This window comes from Aeromonas sp. V90_14 (assembly GCF_029967615.1).
Lineage (GTDB): Bacteria > Pseudomonadota > Gammaproteobacteria > Enterobacterales > Aeromonadaceae > Aeromonas > Aeromonas hydrophila.
Window position 1 is genome coordinate 60,210 of the sequence record NZ_JASCAS010000049.1, and the last position, 18,138, is coordinate 78,347.

The 18,138-nt window shown below is 61.2% G+C and carries 13 protein-coding genes and 4 tRNA genes; 5 read left to right on the forward strand and 12 right to left on the reverse strand.

What is annotated here, in order from left to right; translation table 11 throughout:
- Nucleotides 1-43 precede the first annotated feature (43 nt).
- The 6 genes from kdpA to QLG02_RS21565 form a co-directional block, all read right to left on the reverse strand.
- Nucleotides 44-1,726: a potassium-transporting ATPase subunit KdpA gene (gene kdpA, locus QLG02_RS21540; RefSeq protein WP_282466074.1), complete on the reverse strand. Its 1,683-nt coding sequence runs from the start codon at nt 1,724-1,726 to the stop codon at nt 44-46.
- A gap of 350 nt (nt 1,727-2,076) precedes the next feature.
- A complete protein-coding gene (gene gorA, locus QLG02_RS21545; RefSeq protein ID WP_124251562.1) occupies nt 2,077-3,426 on the reverse strand; it encodes a glutathione-disulfide reductase in 1,350 nt (449 codons plus the stop codon).
- 76 nt (nt 3,427-3,502) lie between these two features.
- The gene (locus tag QLG02_RS21550) at nt 3,503-5,470 is read right to left on the reverse strand and encodes an ATP-binding protein (RefSeq protein WP_282466075.1); all 1,968 of its coding nucleotides are present in this window, start codon (nt 5,468-5,470) and stop codon (nt 3,503-3,505) included.
- 122 nt (nt 5,471-5,592) lie between these two features.
- A complete protein-coding gene (locus QLG02_RS21555) occupies nt 5,593-8,673 on the reverse strand; it encodes a multidrug efflux RND transporter permease subunit (protein WP_282466076.1) in 3,081 nt (1,026 codons plus the stop codon).
- A 15-nt stretch (nt 8,674-8,688) separates the two neighbouring features.
- Nucleotides 8,689-9,795, reverse strand: coding sequence for an efflux RND transporter periplasmic adaptor subunit (locus tag QLG02_RS21560; RefSeq protein WP_011704066.1), 1,107 nt, complete (start codon nt 9,793-9,795; stop codon nt 8,689-8,691).
- A gap of 32 nt (nt 9,796-9,827) precedes the next feature.
- Nucleotides 9,828-10,391, reverse strand: a complete 564-nt coding sequence (locus QLG02_RS21565; protein WP_016348886.1) for a TetR/AcrR family transcriptional regulator — start codon at nt 10,389-10,391, stop codon at nt 9,828-9,830.
- A gap of 260 nt (nt 10,392-10,651) precedes the next feature.
- Between QLG02_RS21565 and QLG02_RS21570 the strand changes: the two genes are divergently transcribed.
- From QLG02_RS21570 to QLG02_RS21590, 5 genes are all read left to right on the forward strand, one after another.
- Nucleotides 10,652-10,728 (forward strand) — tRNA-Arg (locus QLG02_RS21570).
- A 50-nt stretch (nt 10,729-10,778) separates the two neighbouring features.
- Nucleotides 10,779-10,854 (forward strand) — tRNA-His (locus tag QLG02_RS21575).
- Between the two features lie 20 nt (nt 10,855-10,874).
- Nucleotides 10,875-10,960 (forward strand) — tRNA-Leu (locus QLG02_RS21580).
- Between the two features lie 73 nt (nt 10,961-11,033).
- A tRNA-Pro gene (locus QLG02_RS21585) sits at nt 11,034-11,110 on the forward strand.
- A gap of 185 nt (nt 11,111-11,295) precedes the next feature.
- On the forward strand, nt 11,296-11,805 hold the full coding sequence (locus QLG02_RS21590) for an RICIN domain-containing protein (RefSeq protein ID WP_166464675.1): 510 nt from the start codon (nt 11,296-11,298) through the stop codon (nt 11,803-11,805).
- A gap of 83 nt (nt 11,806-11,888) precedes the next feature.
- On the opposite strand, the gene QLG02_RS21595 is transcribed toward QLG02_RS21590, so the two are convergent.
- The 6 genes from QLG02_RS21595 to gmk all read right to left on the reverse strand — a co-directional run bounded on the left by QLG02_RS21595 (nt 11,889) and on the right by gmk (nt 18,029).
- Nucleotides 11,889-12,701, reverse strand: coding sequence for a Cof-type HAD-IIB family hydrolase (locus QLG02_RS21595; RefSeq protein ID WP_282466077.1), 813 nt, complete (start codon nt 12,699-12,701; stop codon nt 11,889-11,891).
- A 93-nt stretch (nt 12,702-12,794) separates the two neighbouring features.
- Nucleotides 12,795-13,835, reverse strand: coding sequence for an alpha/beta fold hydrolase (locus tag QLG02_RS21600; protein WP_282466078.1), 1,041 nt, complete (start codon nt 13,833-13,835; stop codon nt 12,795-12,797).
- Nucleotides 13,825-14,568: a tRNA (guanosine(18)-2'-O)-methyltransferase TrmH gene (gene trmH, locus QLG02_RS21605; RefSeq protein WP_282466079.1), complete on the reverse strand. Its 744-nt coding sequence runs from the start codon at nt 14,566-14,568 to the stop codon at nt 13,825-13,827. Before trmH ends, QLG02_RS21600 begins: the two co-directional genes overlap by 11 nt.
- 224 nt (nt 14,569-14,792) lie before the next feature.
- A complete protein-coding gene (spoT, locus tag QLG02_RS21610) occupies nt 14,793-16,910 on the reverse strand; it encodes a bifunctional GTP diphosphokinase/guanosine-3',5'-bis pyrophosphate 3'-pyrophosphohydrolase (RefSeq protein ID WP_011704079.1) in 2,118 nt (705 codons plus the stop codon).
- A gap of 137 nt (nt 16,911-17,047) precedes the next feature.
- Nucleotides 17,048-17,323, reverse strand: a complete 276-nt coding sequence (rpoZ, locus tag QLG02_RS21615; protein ID WP_005307060.1) for a DNA-directed RNA polymerase subunit omega — start codon at nt 17,321-17,323, stop codon at nt 17,048-17,050.
- Nucleotides 17,324-17,402: 79 nt separating this feature from the next.
- On the reverse strand, nt 17,403-18,029 hold the full coding sequence (gmk, locus tag QLG02_RS21620) for a guanylate kinase (protein WP_016348898.1): 627 nt from the start codon (nt 18,027-18,029) through the stop codon (nt 17,403-17,405).
- Nucleotides 18,030-18,138 lie beyond the last annotated feature (109 nt).

An 18,138-nucleotide genomic window follows, 5' to 3' on the forward strand; every position in this document is an offset into this window, starting at 1 on the left:
TGCATCGAATAGTTGGTCACGCAGATCAGTCGGGTGTGCAGCATCAGAAGGCACCTCCCAGCAGGCTCAGGTGTTCCGCCACCGGGCCCAGCGCCAGCACCGGCAGGAAGGAGAGACCCCCCATCAGCAGCACGGTGACGATCAGCAGGGTGATGAAGAGCGGGCCGCTGACGGGGAAGTCCCCCTCGCTTCGCTCCTGGCGCGGGGCGCGGGCCAGCTGGCCGGCGATGGCCAGCACCGGAATGATGTAGCCGAAGCGGCCGAGCAGCATGGCCAGCCCGATGGCGATGCACTGCCAGCTGTCGGCGGCGGCAAAGCCGGCGAAGGCGGAGCCGTTGTTGCCGGCGGCCGAGGCGTAGGCATAGATCAGCCGGGACAGGCCGTGGGGGCCGTCGTGACCGATGACGGTGGCGGAGTCCGGCATCAGCAGGGTAATACCGCCGATCACCAATACCCCGACCGGCATCACCAGCATGCTGGCGACCACCCACTTCATCTCGGTGATACCGAGCCGTTTGCCCAGATAGGTCGGGGTGCGCCCCACCATCAGGCCGCACAGAAACACGGTCAGCAGCACGAACAGCATCATGCCGTAGATGCCGGCCCCGACGCCGCCGAACACCACTTCACCCAGCAGCATGTTGATCATGGCGACCATGCCGGCGAGCGGGGCGAAGCTGTCGTGCATGGCGTTGACCGAGCCGTTGGAGGCGGCGGTGGTGGCCACTTCCCAGATGCTGGACAGCACGGGGCCGAAGCGGCTCTCCTTGCCTTCCCAGTTGCCGGCTTCGCTGGTGAGGTGGGCGAGGGCGGGATCCGGTTTCAGCTCCTGGCCAATGGCGAGGCAGAGCCCCAGCACCAGCATGATGGTCATGGCGATGAGAATGGCGCGGCTGTGGGCCAGATCCTTCACGTAGCGACCCAGGGTGCAGACCATGGCGGCGGCCAGCGTCAGCAGGGCGACCATCTCCAGCCAGTTGGAGAGGGCTGTGGGGTTCTCGAACGGATGGGCCGAGTTGATGCCGAAGAAGCCGCCGCCGTTGGAGCCGAGCTGCTTGATGGCGATCTGGGAGGCGGCCGGGCCGAGCGGCAGCAGCTGCTCCTGGCCTTCCAGCGCGTGGAACGGCAGGTAGGCCGACAGGCTCTGGGGCACCCCCTGCCAGACCAGCAGCAGCGCCAGGATCAGCGCCATCGGCAGCAGCACGTAGAGACAGAAACGCACCAGATCCTGCCAGAAGTTGCCGAGGTGGGTGGTCTGCTGGCGGGCGATGCCGCGAAACAGGGCGATGGCGACGGCAGCGCCGGTGGCGGCGGAGACGAAGTTCTGGGTGGTGAGCCCCACCATCTGGCTGAAGTAGGAGAGGCTGGCTTCGCCGGAGTAGGCCTGCCAGTTGGTGTTGGTCATGAAGCTGACCGCGGTGTTGAAGGCGAGTTGCCAGTTCAGCCCGGGCAGCTGCTGCGGGTTGAGGGGCAGCAGCCCCTGCGCCAGCAGGATCAGGAACAGCAGGCCGAAGCCGGCGCCGTTGAAGGCCAGCAGGCTGAGGGCGTAGGACTTCCAGTCCTGCTCGCGCCCGTCCGTGCCGCAGCAGGCCAGGGTGGCGCGCTCAAGCGGGGCCAGCCAGCGACTCTTGCCTTCAAATACCCGATACAGGTAGCTGCCAAGCAGAGGCGCCGGCAGCAGCACCAGCAGCAGGAACGCGACGGGATAGATGATCTCTTGCCACATATCCGGTTCCTCACTCATGGGTGCGCGCGAGGGCGCGCAGCAGATAACCCGCGAGGGCGAGGACCAGCAGCAGATATAGCCAATTCATAACGACTCCGTTGAGGTAATTAGCGTCAGGGATCGATGCATATCCGTGTCGATCCCATAGGTCTCATTGACGTTGAAAGGGTATGTAAAACGGGCGTAAAGGCGCCATAAAGCCCGATTTGGCTGGCGTAAAATCGGCGTAAAAAGGAGGGGATTGGCAGAGTGGGAGGGGTGGGCTGCGATCAAAAAACCCGGCCTGGGCCGGGTTTGGTAGGTAAGTGGCTGAGACTGGTCTGAGAGTGACAGGCCAGTTTCAAACATGCTTATCGCATGGTCACAAACTCTTCCGCGCTGGTGGGATGGATGGCGACGCAGTTGTCGAAGTCCGCCTTGGTAGCGCCCATCTTCATGGCGACGCCGAAGCCTTGCAGGATCTCGTCCATGGCGAAGCCGATGCCGTGCAGGCCGACCACCTTCTCTTCCGGCCCGACGCAGACCAGCTTCATCCGGGTGGGCTGGCGATGCTGGGTCAGCGCCGAGTACATGGCGGTGAACTGGCTGCGGTAGACCTTGACCTGATCTTCACCGTATTCGGCGATGGCTTCCGGCTCGGTCAGGCCGATGGTGCCGATGGGCGGGTGGCTGAACACCACGGTTGGCACCAGATCGTAATTGAGGTGCTCGTTGGGTTTGTTGTTGAACAGCCGTTCGGAGAGGCGGCGGCCTGCCGCGACAGCCACCGGGGTGAGCTGGATGCGGCCGGTGTTGTCACCGACGGCATAGACGTTGGCGACGGCGGTGTTCTGGAACTTGTCGGTCGGGATAAAGCCCTTCTCGTCCAACTCGATACCGGCGGCGGCCAGATTGAGGTTGTCGGTGGCCGGGACGCGGCCGATGGCCCAGATCAGGCAGTCGACGGTGAGGTGGCGACCATCTTCCAGCTGCAGGGTCAGGCTCTCATCGGCGTTCTTGACCACGGCTTTTGGAATGGCGTGGGTGTGCAGCTTGGGCCCTTCCTGCGCCATGATCTCCACCAGGGTCTCGTGGATCATGGGGTCGAAGTTGCGCAGTGGGGCGTGTTTGCGCACTACCAGGTGAGTCTCGGAGCCGAGCGCCTGCATCACCCCGGCGATCTCCACTGCGATATAGCCGGCTCCTACCACGGCGACCCGTTTGGGCTGGCTCTGCAGCTCGAAGAAGCCGTCGGAGTCGATGCCCAGCTCGGCGCCCGGAATGGCCGGCACTTCAGGGCGGCCGCCGGTGGCGATCAGGATGTGATCGGCGCTGTACTGCTCGCCATTCACTTCGATGGTGTTGCTGCTGACGAAGCGGGCGAAGCCCTTGATGACGGTGATCTGGTTCTTGCCCAGCACGTTCTGGTAGGACTGATGAATGCGGCCGATGTAGGCCTGGCGGGACTCGACCAGCTTGGCCCAGTTGAAGTGGTTGAGGGTGGTGTCAAAGCCGTAGTCGGCGCCATATTTCAGGGCATCGGCGATCTGGCCGGCATACCACATGGCCTTCTTCGGCACGCAGCCGACGTTGACGCAGGTTCCACCCAACTCTTTGGCTTCAATCAGGGCAACTTTCTTACCGTACATGGCAGCCCGGTTGGCCGAGGCGATGCCGCCGCTGCCGCCGCCGATGGCGATATAGTCAAAATGCTGTGCCATTGCGAGGTTCTCCGCTCATTAAGAATGCAATCACAGCATGATGGGGATAAAGCGGCTGGCTCACAAGAGCCAGTGCTCAGTTATGTTGGATCGGCAGGCGAATATGGAACTGGGCGCCGTTGTCCGGCTCGCTGACGCAGTTGATGCGACCGCGCAGCAGCTGCACCACCAGGTTGTAGATGATGTGGGTGCCGAGCCCGCTGCCGCCCTGGCCCCGCTTGGAGGTGACGAAGGGGTCGAAGATGCGCGGCAAGATCTCGGGCGGGATGCCGCGGCCGTTGTCGCTGTAGTCGATCAGCAGCTCTTCACCCTGCTGTTCCACCTTGATGGTGATCTTCTTGGGCTTGTCCCAGTTGTCGAAGCCGTGGTTGATGGAGTTGAGGATCAGGTTCGAATAGATCTGGGTGAAGCTGCCAGGGAAGGAGAAGATTGACAGCTTGGGATCGCACTGGATATCCACCTCGCACTGGGCCTTCTTCAGCTTGTGGCCGAGGGAGACCACCACCTGGTGCAGGTTGTCGGCGAGGCTGAAGTTGTAGCGAGCCTCGGACGACTGATCCACCGCCACCTGCTTGAAGCTGGCGATGAGCTCCGAGGCGCGGCGCAGGTTGCCCTGCAGCAGCTGCATGGACTCGTCGAGGTTGACGGTAAATTCGGTGAGATAGGAGCGCGACAGCTGCTTGGAGTCGATGTGCTGCTTGAAGTCGGCCACCCGCTCCTGCAGGTAGGAGGAGGCGGTCACGCTGATGCCGATGGGGGTGTTGATCTCGTGGGCCACGCCGGCCACCAGTGAACCGAGGGAGGCCATCTTCTCCGACTCCACCAGAGTCTGCTGGGCCTGTTTCAGGTCGTCGTAGGCCTTGCCCAGCTGGTCGTTGGCATCGCTCAGGCTGCGGGTACGCTCCACCACCTTGCCCTCCAGCTGTTCGTTGAGCTGGATGATCTCCCGCTCCACCTTCTTGAGGCGGGTGATGTCGTAGCCAAAGCCGATCAGATACTTGAGGTTGGGCCCCTCGTAGAAGGGGGCGAAGGTCCACTGCAGTACCAGCTCGTGGCCCTGCTGGTCATGCATGATGACCTCTTTGTCCTCGATGGAACCGTGATCGGCCAGGATGGCCGCCAGCTCATCGCGCTGGGCCTTGCTGACGAACAGATCCAGCCAGTTGTGCTGCAGTATCTCCTGCTGGTGGTAGCCAGTCAGCAGAATGGCCGCCGGGTTGATGCTGGCGATGTTGAGGTCCGGCTCCATGCAGCAGATGACCATGTTGGCCGAGTTGATCAGGGTGGCGGAGAAGTCCCGCTCCTGTTGCAGCTGCTCGGCGGCCTGATGGCGCGCCGCAAATTCGTCGTTGAGCCGGGTTCGCATCTGGTTGAGGGTGGCGACCAGGGTGTCGAGCTCGTCGGGTTTCTTGCGGGGCAGGGGGCGCCCCTCCAGGGTGAGCTCGATGGCCAGCCGGTCCAGATTGAACTTCTGGGCATAGTTGGCGATGCGGTTGAGGTGCCGCACCACCAGGTAGTAGATGATGATCAGGATGCAGAACGAGACCACCAGGGTCTTGATGGTCTGGCTGACCATGATGAGCACCGATTTCTCAATGAGGCGCTGGTAGATCTGCTCGAGGGAGGCGGCGACGAACAGCTTGCCCACCACTTCGCCCTGATAGGTGAGGTTGAACTCGCGGGAGATATCGTAGCTTTCCCGTTCCACCCCCTGGGTCAGCAGCGGCACTTCCGAGTTGCCGAGCATCTCCTTCACCATCACGAACTGCATGTTGGGCAGGTTCATGATGCCTTCGATCTGTACCTTGACCTGCTCTTCGTCCAGGTTCCACAGGCTGGCAGCGATGGGCTGCAGGAAGGAAGCTTCGATCTGGCCGATGCTGTCCTCGATCACCGCCACGTCCTTGCGGTAATCCCAGGCAAGCTGCAACACCGTAATGATCATCGCCAATACGGTACTGCACACCAGAATGTAGGAGAGCAGGCGGTATGAGAGTCCGTTACGGCCGACGGCCCTAGCGGTCTTGGAGAAGAGTCCTGACATGGCGTCCTTGCGGTCTGGATATATTGCCATTTAGTTTAACTGCTTCATGCACTTATGTCGTGTTTCGTTAGCGTGATAAAAACAAGGCCCCGAAACGGGGCCTTGTTGATTAAGAACGGTTTTTAATGACTCCCTTTCGCCTTGGGCGGAATGGATTCGTCAAACACCGGCAGCGGTTTGTGTTCGGAGGCCAGGTAGGTGTAGATCACCGGCAGCACGAACAAGGTGAACAGTGTGCCGATGGCCAGACCGGCCACGATCACGATACCGATGCTGAAGCGCTGGGCAGCCCCGGCCCCCGTTGCATAGAGCAGCGGGATGAGACCGGCGATCATGGCGGCCGTGGTCATCAGGATGGGACGCAGACGTACCTTGGCGGCGGCCATCACGGCTTCCATCCGGTTGCGACCGTGTAGCAGCTGCTCCTCCTTGGCCACCTCGCAGATCAGGATACCGTGCTTGGTAATCAGGCCGACCAAGGTGATCAGACCCACCTGAGAGTAGATGTTCATGGTGGCGGCACCCCAGGCCAGCGCGATCAGCGCGCCACTGATGGCCAGCGGCACGGAGACCATGATCACCAGCGGGTCGCGGGCCGACTCGAACTGGATCGCCAGCACCAGGAAGATGATGGCCAGCGCCAGGGCGAAGGTGGCGTACAGGGCGCTGCCTTCGGTCACGAACTGGCGGGCTTCGCCCATGTAGTCGTAACGGTAACCCTGCGGCAGTTTCTCGCTGGCGGTGGCATCCAGCCAGGCGATGGCGTTGCCCATGGTGGTGCCCGGCATCAGCACGGCACCTATGGTGGCCGAGTTGAGCTGGTTGAAGTGGGGCAGGGCGCGCGGCTCGCCGACCACCTCGATGCTGATCAGGCTGCCGAGCGGGATGGACTGGCCATCGGCCGCCCGCACGTAGTAGCCCTTGATCGACTCGGGGTTGAGGCGGTATTTGCGCTCGACCTGCGGGATCACCTCGTAGGAGCGGCCATCCAGGTCGATCCGGTTGACGTAACCGTCCGACATCATGGTGCCCAGGGTAATGCCGATGTCCTGCATGGTGATGCCGTAGGCACCCGCCTTGTCCTTGTCGATCTTGATCTTCATGGTGGCGGAGTCGTACTGCAGGTCCAGCTCGGAGTAGACGAAGCGTCCGCTCCCCTGGGCTGCGGTCAGGATCTCGCTTGCCACCTGATAGAGGCTCTCGAAGTTGTTCGGCGTGGTGATGACGAACTGGATCGGCAGGCCGCTCGAGGCACCCGGCAATTCCGGGAACTGGAAGGTGGTGATGGACATGCCGGGCACGTTCTCGACCAGCTTGCCAACCCGTTCCAGCACCTCTTTCTGGCTCGCTTCACGCTGGCTCCACGGCACCATGGAGGCGATACCGAACGCCTGGTTGGCGTTGAACACCCCGGAGAAGACCTGGGAGAAGGCCACTTCCGGCTGTTCGTCCAGCACCTTGTTCACCTGCTCCATGGTGCCCTGGATGTAGTCCAGGTTGACGTTGGAGGGGGCGGTACCCAGCACGGCCATGACGCCCTTGTCTTCGTTCGGTGCCAGTTCGCTCGGAATGAACTTGAACAGCATCGGCAGGCTGGCGAAGACGATGATGGCGAACAGCACCACCACGATGCGCTTCTGCATCACGGCGTGCAGCATGGCATCGTAGCGGACCGTCATGCGGTCGAGCAGGTGATGTACCTTGCTCTCGAACTTGCCCGGCTCCTCGTTGGCCTTGAGCATCTTGGCGCACATCATGGGCGACAGGGTCAGCGCTATGATGCCCGACACGAATACGGCGCCGGCCAGGGTGAGGGCAAACTCCTTGAACAGGGAGCCGGTGATGCCCCCCATCAGGGCGATGGGCGCATACACGGCGGCCAGGGTGACCGTCATGGCGATGACCGGCACGGCGATTTCACGGGTACCTATAATGGCGGCCCGGAACGGTTCTTCCCCCTCCTTGACGTGGCGATCCACATTCTCCAATACCACGATGGCGTCATCCACCACCAGACCGATGGCCAGTACCATGGCCAGCAGGGTCATCAGGTTGATGGAGAAGCCGAACATCTGCATCACCATCACCACCCCGATCAGGCTGAGGGGAATGGTGATAATCGGGATGATGACCGCCCGGAACGAGCCAAGGAACAGGGTGATCACCACCAGCACGATGGCGGCTGCCTCGGCGATGGTCTTGATCACCTCGCTGATCGACTCGTTGATGGCAACGGTCGAGTCATAGAGGACGTTGGCCTCCATGGTGCTCGGCATGTTGCTCTTCAGGCTCGGCAGCATCTCCAGCACGTCGTGGGCGATGTTGATCGGGTTGGCGGTCGGCGCCGCGTTGATGGCCAGTACCACGGCCTCGCGGCCGTTGGCGGTGGCGCGATAGGTATCGTGGCTCTTCTCCAGGCTGACCTTGGCGATGTCTGCCAGACGGATCACCTTGCTGTCACGGGTGGCCACTACCAGGCGTTCGAGCTCCTCGGTGGTGTTGACCTGGGTCTCGGCATTGCCGTTGTAGAGGGTGAAGTAACCGGTGGCCTGGCCGGTGGCGGACTGATAGTTGTTGCTGTTGAGCACGCTCATCACGTCCGCGGCGGTCAGGTTGAACGCCGCCATCTTGGCCGGATCCAGCCACACCCGCAGGGCGTACTTGGTACCACCGTACATGTCGACCTTGGAGACGCCGCCGACGGTGAAGAGCTGGGGCTTGATGACCCGCTCCAGGTAGTCGGTGATCTGGCTGGCGTTGAGCTCGGGGCTGGTAAAGCCGATGTAGAGCACCGCCGTGGTCGAGCCGGTCGACATGGTCACCGAGGGATCTTCAGACTCCTTCGGCAACTGGGAACGTACCGAGTTGACCTTGGCCAGAATGTCGGACAGGGCCGCATTCGGGTTGGTGTTGAGCTTCATGTAGGCAGTGATGGTCGAGCTGCCGAGCTGGGTGGACGACGTCATGAAGTCGATGTTGTCCGCCTGGGCGATGGCCTGTTCCAGTGGCTGGGTGATGAAGCCCTGGATCAGGTCGGCACTCGCGCCATAGTAGCTGGTGCTGACCGTGACGACCGTGTTGGTCATCTCGGGGTATTCCCGCACCTGCATCTTGAACACGGCCTGGACACCCAGCAACGCGATCAGAAAGCTGATCGAGATGGCCAGGATGGGCCGCTTGATGAATATATCGGTAAAGCGCATCTGTCTCTCCGCGTTTTACAGCATGGGAACCTGGTCCGGAACCTTCAGGCCCTGGTCCTGCACGATTTTCACTTTGGCGCCGTTGCTCAGGCGTACCTGGCCGGACATAACCACTTCGTCACCCGCCTTGATGCCGGAGACCACGTGCGCATCGTTGCCCTTGCGCTCGCTGACCTTGACCACCACCTGTTCGACGCGCTTCACGCCATCCTTCTCCTTGACCAGGTAGACGTTCTCGCCATACAGGGTAAAGGTGATGGCGGTCTGCGGCAGCACGATCTGGTCCTTCTGGGCCGGCAGCAGAATGCTGGCGCGGGCAAACATGCCGGAGCGCAGCTGGCCATCGTTGTTGGGGATGTCCGCCTGCACTTGGATCAGGCCGCTCTGGTAGTTGACGGCCGGTTCGATGGCGCTGATGTGGCCCTTGAACTGGCGATGCGGGTAGGAATCCACGTTGATCAGGATGTCCTGATTCAGGCGAATGCGGGAGATATCGGTCTGCGGCACGGTGAAGCGCAGGCGCATCACGCTGGTGTCTTCCAGCCGGACGATGTCGGTACCCGGTTGCAGGTACTGGCCGAGGAAGACGTTGCGCAGGCCGACTACGCCGGCAAACGGTGCGCGCACTTCGCGGCGGGCGATGGTCGATTTCAGACTCTCGATATCGGCCTCGAGGGAGCGGTAGGTCGCCTCGGTGTCATCCAGCTGGTCGCGGGAGATGGATCCCTTGGTGAACAGGTTCTGATAGCGATCGAACTTGGCCTTGGCCGCCGGCAGCTTGGCCATGGAGGCGCGCAGGTTGGCCTTCTCGACGCTGGCATCCAGGCTCAGCAGCAGCTGATCCGGCTTGACGGTATCACCCGACTCGAAGGAGATGCTGTCGATGGTGCCGGATTGCTCGGTTGACAGGGTTACCCCCTGGTTGGGTTCGATGAAACCGATGGCCTCGATGGTCGGCACCCAGTCGCGGGTCTCCACCTTGTGGGTGGTGACCGGAAACTCGGGCTCCGGCATGTTGGCCATGTAGTTGGCTATCATCTTTTGCTTGAACAGGTTGAAGCCAATCACGCTGCCGAACAGGGCCAGCGCGATGAGCAACATGATGCTCATCCACTTTTTCATGAACTCTCGCTCCTGAGATATGAGTGCAATGTTTAAGGGGTCAAAATAGCTCGCCAGCAGGCCCGGATCACGGCTTCCAGCTGGTCTTGCGTCAGTTCGAATTGGTGCACCTGGCTTTGCAGCGCCATATTTGCCACGCAATCCAGGCTCAGCACCTGCAGTACCCGGACGGGCAGGTCGATAAACAGACCCTGCTCCAGACCCCGTTCGAAGAAGCGATCCAGCGGGGCCCAGGCAGCCTTGATGACCGGGTCCTGCTCCAGCTCCGCTCCCAGCGGGGACGTTTCATACTGCAATTTGCATTTGAGCGCGTTCGGTTCGTCGACAAAGATGGCGTGGATGTTGAGCCACAAACGCCGAAATTGTTCGAACGATACCTCCTCTGTCTGCACGCCTTCCATGACCAGGGGATGACACTGGAGGATGGTGTGCCGATAGAGTTGGCGGATCAGGTCATCCTTGTCGCTGAAATAGCGATAGATGGTGCCTGCCGCCACTCTGGCTTTCTTGGCCACCACGGCAATGGAGAGGCCGTGGAAACCCTGTTCGCCGAGTACTTCATGAGCCGCATCGAAAATGCGTTCTTTCTTGTTCATGACGGGATGATCACAACGGCTGAATGAACGTTCATTCATTCTAGGGGGGCTTTGAGGCAAGTCAAGTTTTGCCCATCATCGGATTGCTATGTGGGGGGAGCCAAAAGTAGCGGAGCTGGGCTGGATCCAGCCTGAATGAAACAAAAACGCTTAAAAAAAGCCAGAAACGATGAAAAAACAAGCGGTTGATTCTGTGGGATAAAAAAATAGTAGACAAGGTGGGTCCCCATCATTAATATTGCGCCCCGTTCGACAGCGTAGCGCCCGTAGCTCAGCTGGATAGAGCGCTGCCCTCCGGAGGCAGAGGTCACAGGTTCGAATCCTGTCGGGCGCACCATCAAAAGTGCGCCGGTTAAGCGGGCGAGTTGAAGAACGAAAACAGCTGTGGTGGCTGTAGCTCAGTTGGTAGAGTCCCGGATTGTGATTCCGGTTGTCGTGGGTTCGAGCCCCATCAGCCACCCCATTTTACAGCTTGTCAGGTATGCGAAGGTGGCGGAATTGGTAGACGCGCTAGCTTCAGGTGTTAGTGCCCCCCGGGTGTGAGGGTTCGAGTCCCTCTCTTCGCACCATACTTGCTGTATGACGAGGATGACCGTTCATGGTCGTCTTTGTGTTTTGAAAAGAAAGCTTTTTTTAAAGCCTCGGTGATTAGCGCAGCCCGGTAGCGCATCTGGTTTGGGACCAGAGGGTCAAAGGTTCGAATCCTTTATCACCGACCACATTCTGAAAAACCCCGCTCAGGCGGGGTTTTTTGCTTTCTGTCTTCTGCCAGCCTGCTGCCGCAGGTTTCTGTCACGTCTGTTTACATTTCTGTTGGCACTTTCTCGCTGTCGCTTCGGGTATGCTGGGACGCAGACCCACGGCAAGTGGGCGTTATTGAACACAATTCAGGCCAACATGTCATATGCACCCAAATTCTTTTCGCGTCAGTACACTGGCGCTGGTTGTCGTGGCCCTCAGCGGCTGCTCATACAAACCCAAGCCCGACGAGATCCTGATGGGGGCAGCCCCCATGCAGAGTATCGCCACTTCTGCGCTGGTAACCGATGCCGGATTCTGCGTGGCCCTCAATGACCACAATCAGCTGATCACCCAGCCTTGTGACCAGACTGCCCGCCAGCAGTTCAGCTGGGATGCCGGTGCCTTGCAGCTTGACCAGCGTTGCCTGGTGGCCAAAGGAGTGAGCGAGCTGACCATGGCCGAGTGTCAGGATGAGAGCCGGCAATGGCAGTGGCAGGAAGATCGGCTGTTCAACAGCAAGGCTGACCGCTGTCTGGATGTGGCCGGCCGTCGTCACAAGCCGGGTACCCCGCTGCGGTTGGCCGACTGTTTCGGTGGGGCCAACCAGAGCTTCGCATGGCAGAACAAGGGCAGCATGTTCGACAAGCTGAACCTGAAAAGCCTCATCTGGTAGGGCGTCAGGCAACAAGAAGGGAATTTAGCGGATGTGAACCTCATGGATACGGCCGAGGCGTGTATCCATGAGGTTCAGAAGCATCAGGCAACGTTGACGCCCTGCAGGGCGAACAACTGCTCCAGATAGACGGCAACGCCATCCTCGTCGGAGCTCAGGGTCTGCTCGTGGTCGGTCAGCGCCAGCTTGAGCCGGTCGTGGGCATTGCCCATCACCACGCCGCGGCCGACCATGCTCAGCATCTCGAAGTCGTTCATGCCGTCGCCAAAGGCCACCGCCTGGGACATCTCCAGCCCATGCTGCTCCAGCACGGCGCGCACGGCATTGCCCTTGTGTACCCCGGCGTGCATCACCTCGAGGCAGTCCGGCAGGGAGAAGGTGACGTTGAGCCGATCACCATAACGCTGGTTCAGCTCTGCCTCGATCTGCAGCAGCTTCTCGTGCTCGCCGATGTAAAACACCTTGTTGACCTTGTCCAGCGGGTGGCTGGCGAGATCGGTCAGGCGATAGCTGAAGCCGGACTCATGATGGAACTGCAGCAGCCAGGGCATCTCCTCTTCCACCAGCCACTCGTCGCCGTAGTAGAGGTTGATGTGGATGGAGGGGTCGCGCTCCAGCGCGATCAGCTCGGCCGCCACACTGTCCGGCAGGGCCTGGTTGAAGATCAGCTGATCCTGCTTGTCGTGCACCACGGCGCCATTGGAGGTGATGAGATAGATGTCGAGCCCGAGCGTGTCGCGGATGCTGCGCACATCCACATGGTGACGGCCGGTGGCCACCACGAACTTGATCCCCTGATCCACCAGACGGTGCAGGGTATCGCGGGTGCGGGGGGAGATCTGGTGCTGCCCGTTGAGCAGGGTGCCATCGAGATCGGATACAACGACCTTATACATCATCACCTCGGGGTTACGAATGAAAGCGGGAGCAGTGTACAGCAACCGCTCCCGCTACCCCATTTATTTAGGGATACAAAAAATAACCAGCCGCTAGTAGCGTGCGAAGAAAGCCAGAGTCGCGTTGAGCGCGGCCTGGCGCTGGGGATCGGCCTCCATGAACAGCTCGTGCCAGGCCCCTTCTATGCGCAGCGGCTTGCCTCCCTCGCAGCGAGCGAGCGCGCAGAAGGCGTCCTGCGCGGCGTTGTCCACCACGCCGTCATCACCGGCCTGCAGCAGCAGCAGCGGCGTCTTGATGGCGCTAGCCTCGGCCACGGCGGCGTCCGCCCCCGTCAATCCCTGATAGATCCAGTGGGCGGTGGCGCCTCCCAGCTTGATCTGCGGGTGCTGCTCATAGATCTTGCGGAAGGCCTGATAGCGGGCTTCGCTGTGGCTCAGACCGTTGTCGGCAAAGTCGTGGCTCTCGTACGGGCCCTGACCCGGGCCGTAGGGAGGCTCGCCCAGCCAGCCGCCGACCGTGCCGATGGTGGCCGCCAGCCCCTTGGCCAGCCACTTGGGCAGGCCGCCGAGATTGATGCCCATCATGGGGGAGGAGAGCACGGCCGCTTCGATATCATCGGGCCAGCGCTCCAGATAGCGGGCGGAGATGGCGCCGCCCATGGAGTGGGCCAGCAGGAACAGCTTGGCGGGCTGGTCCTGGGCGATCACCTCGTCATGAAACTGCTTGAGATCGAGCACATAATCGTCGAACTGGTCGACATATCCCTTCTCCTGGTCGGCCAGCAGCCGATCGGACAAGCCCTGGCCGCGGTGGTCGATGAGGTAGAGGCTGTAGCCCTGACGCCACAGATCCCAGGCCAGCTCCTGATACTTGAGGTAGCTTTCGACCCGGCCGTTGACGATGAGAATGGCGCGATCGACCTTGGCCTGGCGCAGGGCGGCATAGCGGATGGTGACCCCGTCCTTGCCCTTGAAGGCGCTCTCGACGGCGTGCTGGCGCCAGAAGTCGGGCAGGGTCTGCTGATGAAGGGTGGCGATGTCGGCTTCCGGCGTCAGCTTATAGGGATTGTTCACGGCGAGGGCTCCGGCAGAAAACAGGGTCAGGGCCAGCAGGGGCAAGTGGTTAAGCTTCATCAGCGTACTCTTCCGAAGGATCATCCGATTGCTGGGCGGCCCAGCCCTTGCGGGTCAGCTGCATCTGCTGCCACCACTGCTCGTCTGCCAGGATTTCGCCGGCCGGGCCGAGCTGGGGGTAGGGCATCTCTTTCTCTTTGCAGAGCTGGGCATAGATGGGGTAGCCCCCCTCGAACAGTATGCTGTTCTGCTCCTCCAGGTCGAGCGGGCAGCCGCACTGGTAGCAGCCGGCCAGCTCGCGCTGGCGCTGGGCCTCATAGAGGATGGCGGCGGCGGCCACCGAGACGTTGAGGGACTGCACCATGCCCACCATGGGGATGACGATATGGTGATCGGCCAGGGCCAGCGCCTCTTCGCCGATGCCGTGCTTCTCCTGACCCACCAGGATGGCGGTGGGCTTGGTGTAGTCGATGGCGCGAAAATCCACCGAGCTGTCGGAGAGGTGGGTCGCCAGGATCTGCATGCCGGAGGCTTTCAGCTCGGCCACCGCGCTGCCGATGTCCGGGTGCAGCTTCACGTCCACCCAGTTCTGGCTGCCGCGAGCGGTACCCTTGCGCTTGTGGATCCAGGTTTTGGGCCAGACCGCGTGCACCCGATGGATGCCGATGGCATCGGCGGTGCGCACGATGGCGGCCAGGTTGTGCGGTTTGTGGACCTCTTCCATGCAGACGGTCAGATCGAGCTGGCGCTGGGCCAGCATGTCGGTGATGCGCTTGAAGCGTTCAGGAGTCATATCGGTTTCTATGTCGTGAGGTGTGTGCACGCATCGCTTGCATGCACAGGATCAAATCGGGCTGGCACCGGGCCAGCCTGTCGTAAATTCGTTCGACGCGTTCCGCTGTCATGTCGGCTATGCCGAAGTAGGGCTTGCCCACTCGCCAAGGCGAACGGGTATGCCTGCGGCGGTGGGTCAAGCTTGTCTCTTGAAAAGCAGCAGGCGGCTTGCGCCGCCTGTGGTCAGTTTTTCTGTCGGCTCACCTTGAGCACGTTCGGCATCACCCGGATTTTGCGCATGATGTTGGCAAGGTGGATCCGGCTCTTGGTGGTGATGAGCAGGGTGACCAGATAGACCCGGCCATCCTTCTCTTCGGTGCTGATGGCGTGAATGTTGGCGCCGGTCGCGGCAATCACGTTGGCCAGCTCCGCCAGGGCACCCTGGTGGTTGACGATCTCGATGCTGATGCCGGTGCGGAATTCCTGTTCCTGCTCCTTGTCCACTTCCCACTGTACCGGCAGGTACTTGTCCGGCTCCTTGCTGTAGCCCTTGATGTTGCGGCAGGCTTCCTGGTGGATCACCAGGCCCTTGCCCGGGCTGATGTGGGCGATGATGGCGTCCCCCGGGATGGGGCGGCAGCAGTTGGCGAAGGTGACCAGCATGCCGTCGGCACCCTTGATCGGCATCTTCTTGCTGCTGGACTTGGGTTGCTCTTCCGGCGGCAGTTCATCCCCCAGCATGCGGCGCGCCACCATCACGCTCATGGCGTTGCCGAGCCCTACGTCGGCCAGCAGGCCCTGCAGGTTCTCGTGCTTGGTGTCGGCCAGCACCTGCTTGATGCGCGGTTCCGGGATGTCTTCGATGTTCTTGGCACCGAGCGCATGGTTGAGCAGGCGGCGACCCAGTACCACCGACTCTTCGGTGCGCAGGTTCTTGAGGAACTGACGGATCTTGGAGCGGGCCTTGGTGGTCACCACGAAGTTGAGCCAGGCCGCGTTGGGGCGAGCCCCCGGCGCCGTGATGATCTCCACCGTCTGGCCGGAGTGCAGCGGGCTGCTCAGCGGATAGGGGTGGCGATCGACCCGCGAGCCGACGCAGGCGTGGCCGATGTCGGTGTGTACAGTGTAAGCGAAGTCCACCGGGGTAGCCCCGGCAGGCAGCTCCATGATGCGCCCTTCCGGCGTGAACACGTAGATCTCGTCGGGGAAGAGGTCGGTCTTGACCCCCTCGATGAATTCAAAGGAGCTGCCGGCACTCTGCTGCAGCTCGAGCAGGCTCTGCATCCAGCGCTGGGCGCGGATCTGGGCGGTGGTACCCGAGCTGTCGCCATCCTGCTTGTAGGCCCAGTGGGCGGCAACGCCCTTGTCGGCCATCTGATCCATGAATTCGGTGCGGATCTGCACTTCCACCGGCACCCCGTGCGGCCCCACCAGGGAGGTGTGCAGCGACTGGTAGCCGTTGGTCTTGGGAATGGCGATGTAATCCTTGAAGCGGCCGGGGCGGGGCTTGTAGAGACTGTGCATCTGGCCCAGCACCCGGTAACAGGTATCTATGTCCTTCACCCTCACACGAAAGGCGTAGATATCCATTACCTCATGAAATTGCAGCTCTTTTTTCTCCATCTTGTTGTAGATGGAGAACAGGTTCTTCTCGCGGCCGCTGACCTGGGATTCGATGCCTGCCTCGCGCAGCCGGCCTTCAATCTCGCTCTGGATGGAGTCGATGATTTCGCGGCGATTGCCGCGGGCGCGGCGCACCGACTCGCGCAACACGCGCGAGCGCATGGGGTAGAGCGCCTCGAAGCCCAGCTCTTCCAGCTCGTTCTTCATGGTGTGAATACCGAGGCGGTTGGCGATGGGGGCGAAGATTTCGAGGGTTTCCCGGGCGATGCGGCGGCGCTTGTCTGGCCGCAGGGAGCCCAGGGTGCGCATGTTGTGGGTGCGGTCGGCCAGCTTGATCAGGATGACCCGGATATCCTGGGTCATGGCCATCACCATCTTGCGGAAGTTCTCGGCCTGGGCCTCCTTGCGATCGCGAAACTTCAGCTTGTCGAGCTTGGAGACGCCCGCTACCAGCTCGGCGACGGCATCGCCAAACAGTTCGGCCAGATCGGCCTTGGTGACAGGGGTATCTTCGATGACGTCGTGCAGCACGGCAGCCATCAGGGTTTCATGATCGAGGCGCATGTCGCCAAGAATGCGGGCAACGGCAACCGGGTGGGTGATATAGGGCTCGCCGCTGGAACGCATCTGTCCCTGGTGAGCATCACGGGCCACCACATAGGCTTGCCTGAGCTTCTCCACCTGCTCGGGTGGCAGGTAGGAACTGGCTATTTCTTTAAGATTTTCAAATAAATACAAGACAGTCCCCGCAGCGGTGAAACGGCAATCCGTGGATATAGAGGGTATAGTCCTGAGTTTGCGAGGTTTTCGAGCGGTTGTAAATGGGAGAGAACAGTCGGCACCCGGGCGGGCGCCGACTATAAGAAATAACTGACTTAACCGCGGCCTTCGGCGATGGCAGCAACGGCAGCCAGCTCGGCGGCTTCCTGCTCTTGCTGCTCGTAACGGTCCTGGGTGTCCATCACCTGGTTGTTCACCAGACCCAGTTCGATCTCGCGCAGGGCGATCACGGTCGGCTTGTCGTTCTCTTCGTCAACCAGGGGATCTTTGCCTTGAACCGCGATTTGGCGGGCGCGGCGGGCGGCGACCAGCACCAGGTCAAAACGGTTACCTACCTGTTTTACAGCATCTTCTACAGTAACGCGTGCCATGCAGGACTCCAGTGTTTGGGCTTTCTCGGTTTAAAAAAGCGGTGTTTAAAAATGACGCAAAAGTTTACTTGTTTTTGGCCTATTCTGCCAGTAGCTGTTGCAGCAAGTTTTGTTGGGCCTGCTGCTGCTGGCGCAATTCCAGCCGTTGGCACTCGATGACGGCCCTCAGCTGGAACAGTGCCTGCTCAAAGTCTTCGTTGATGATGACATAGTCATACTCGTCATAGTGCACCATTTCGGCAATGGCTTTCTCCATCCGGCCCTTGATCACCTCGGCACTGTCCTGGCCGCGGCCGATCAGGCGGCGCTCCAGCTCTTCGCGGCTGGGCGGCAGGATGAAGATGGACTTGGTCGGCATCTGCTCGCGGATCTGGCGGGCGCCCTGCCAGTCGATGTCGAGGAACACGTCGATCCCCTGCGCCAGGCAGGCTTCGATGGCGGCGCGGGAGGTGCCGTAGTAGTTGCCGAACACCTCGGCCCACTCCAGAAAGTCGCCGCGCTCGATCAGTGCCTTGAACTCTTCCACCTTGACGAAGTGGTAGTGCACCCCGTGCTCTTCACCGGGACGGGTGGCGCGGGTGGTGTGGGAAACCGACAGCTGCATCTTGCCTGCGCTGTTGTGCTGGGTCAGCAAGGCATTGAGCAGGCTGGATTTACCCGCTCCGCTCGGGGAGGAGATGATATAGAGAGTGCCTTGTTGCGCCATGTCTGTACCTTTAAGCGAGACCGTGTTTTGGTTGTAGCAGAGGCCGCCGTCTTGTGCCCGAAAGGGAGACAGCCAAATCCGAAACGCGGAAAATTCTTGAATTGAGAGG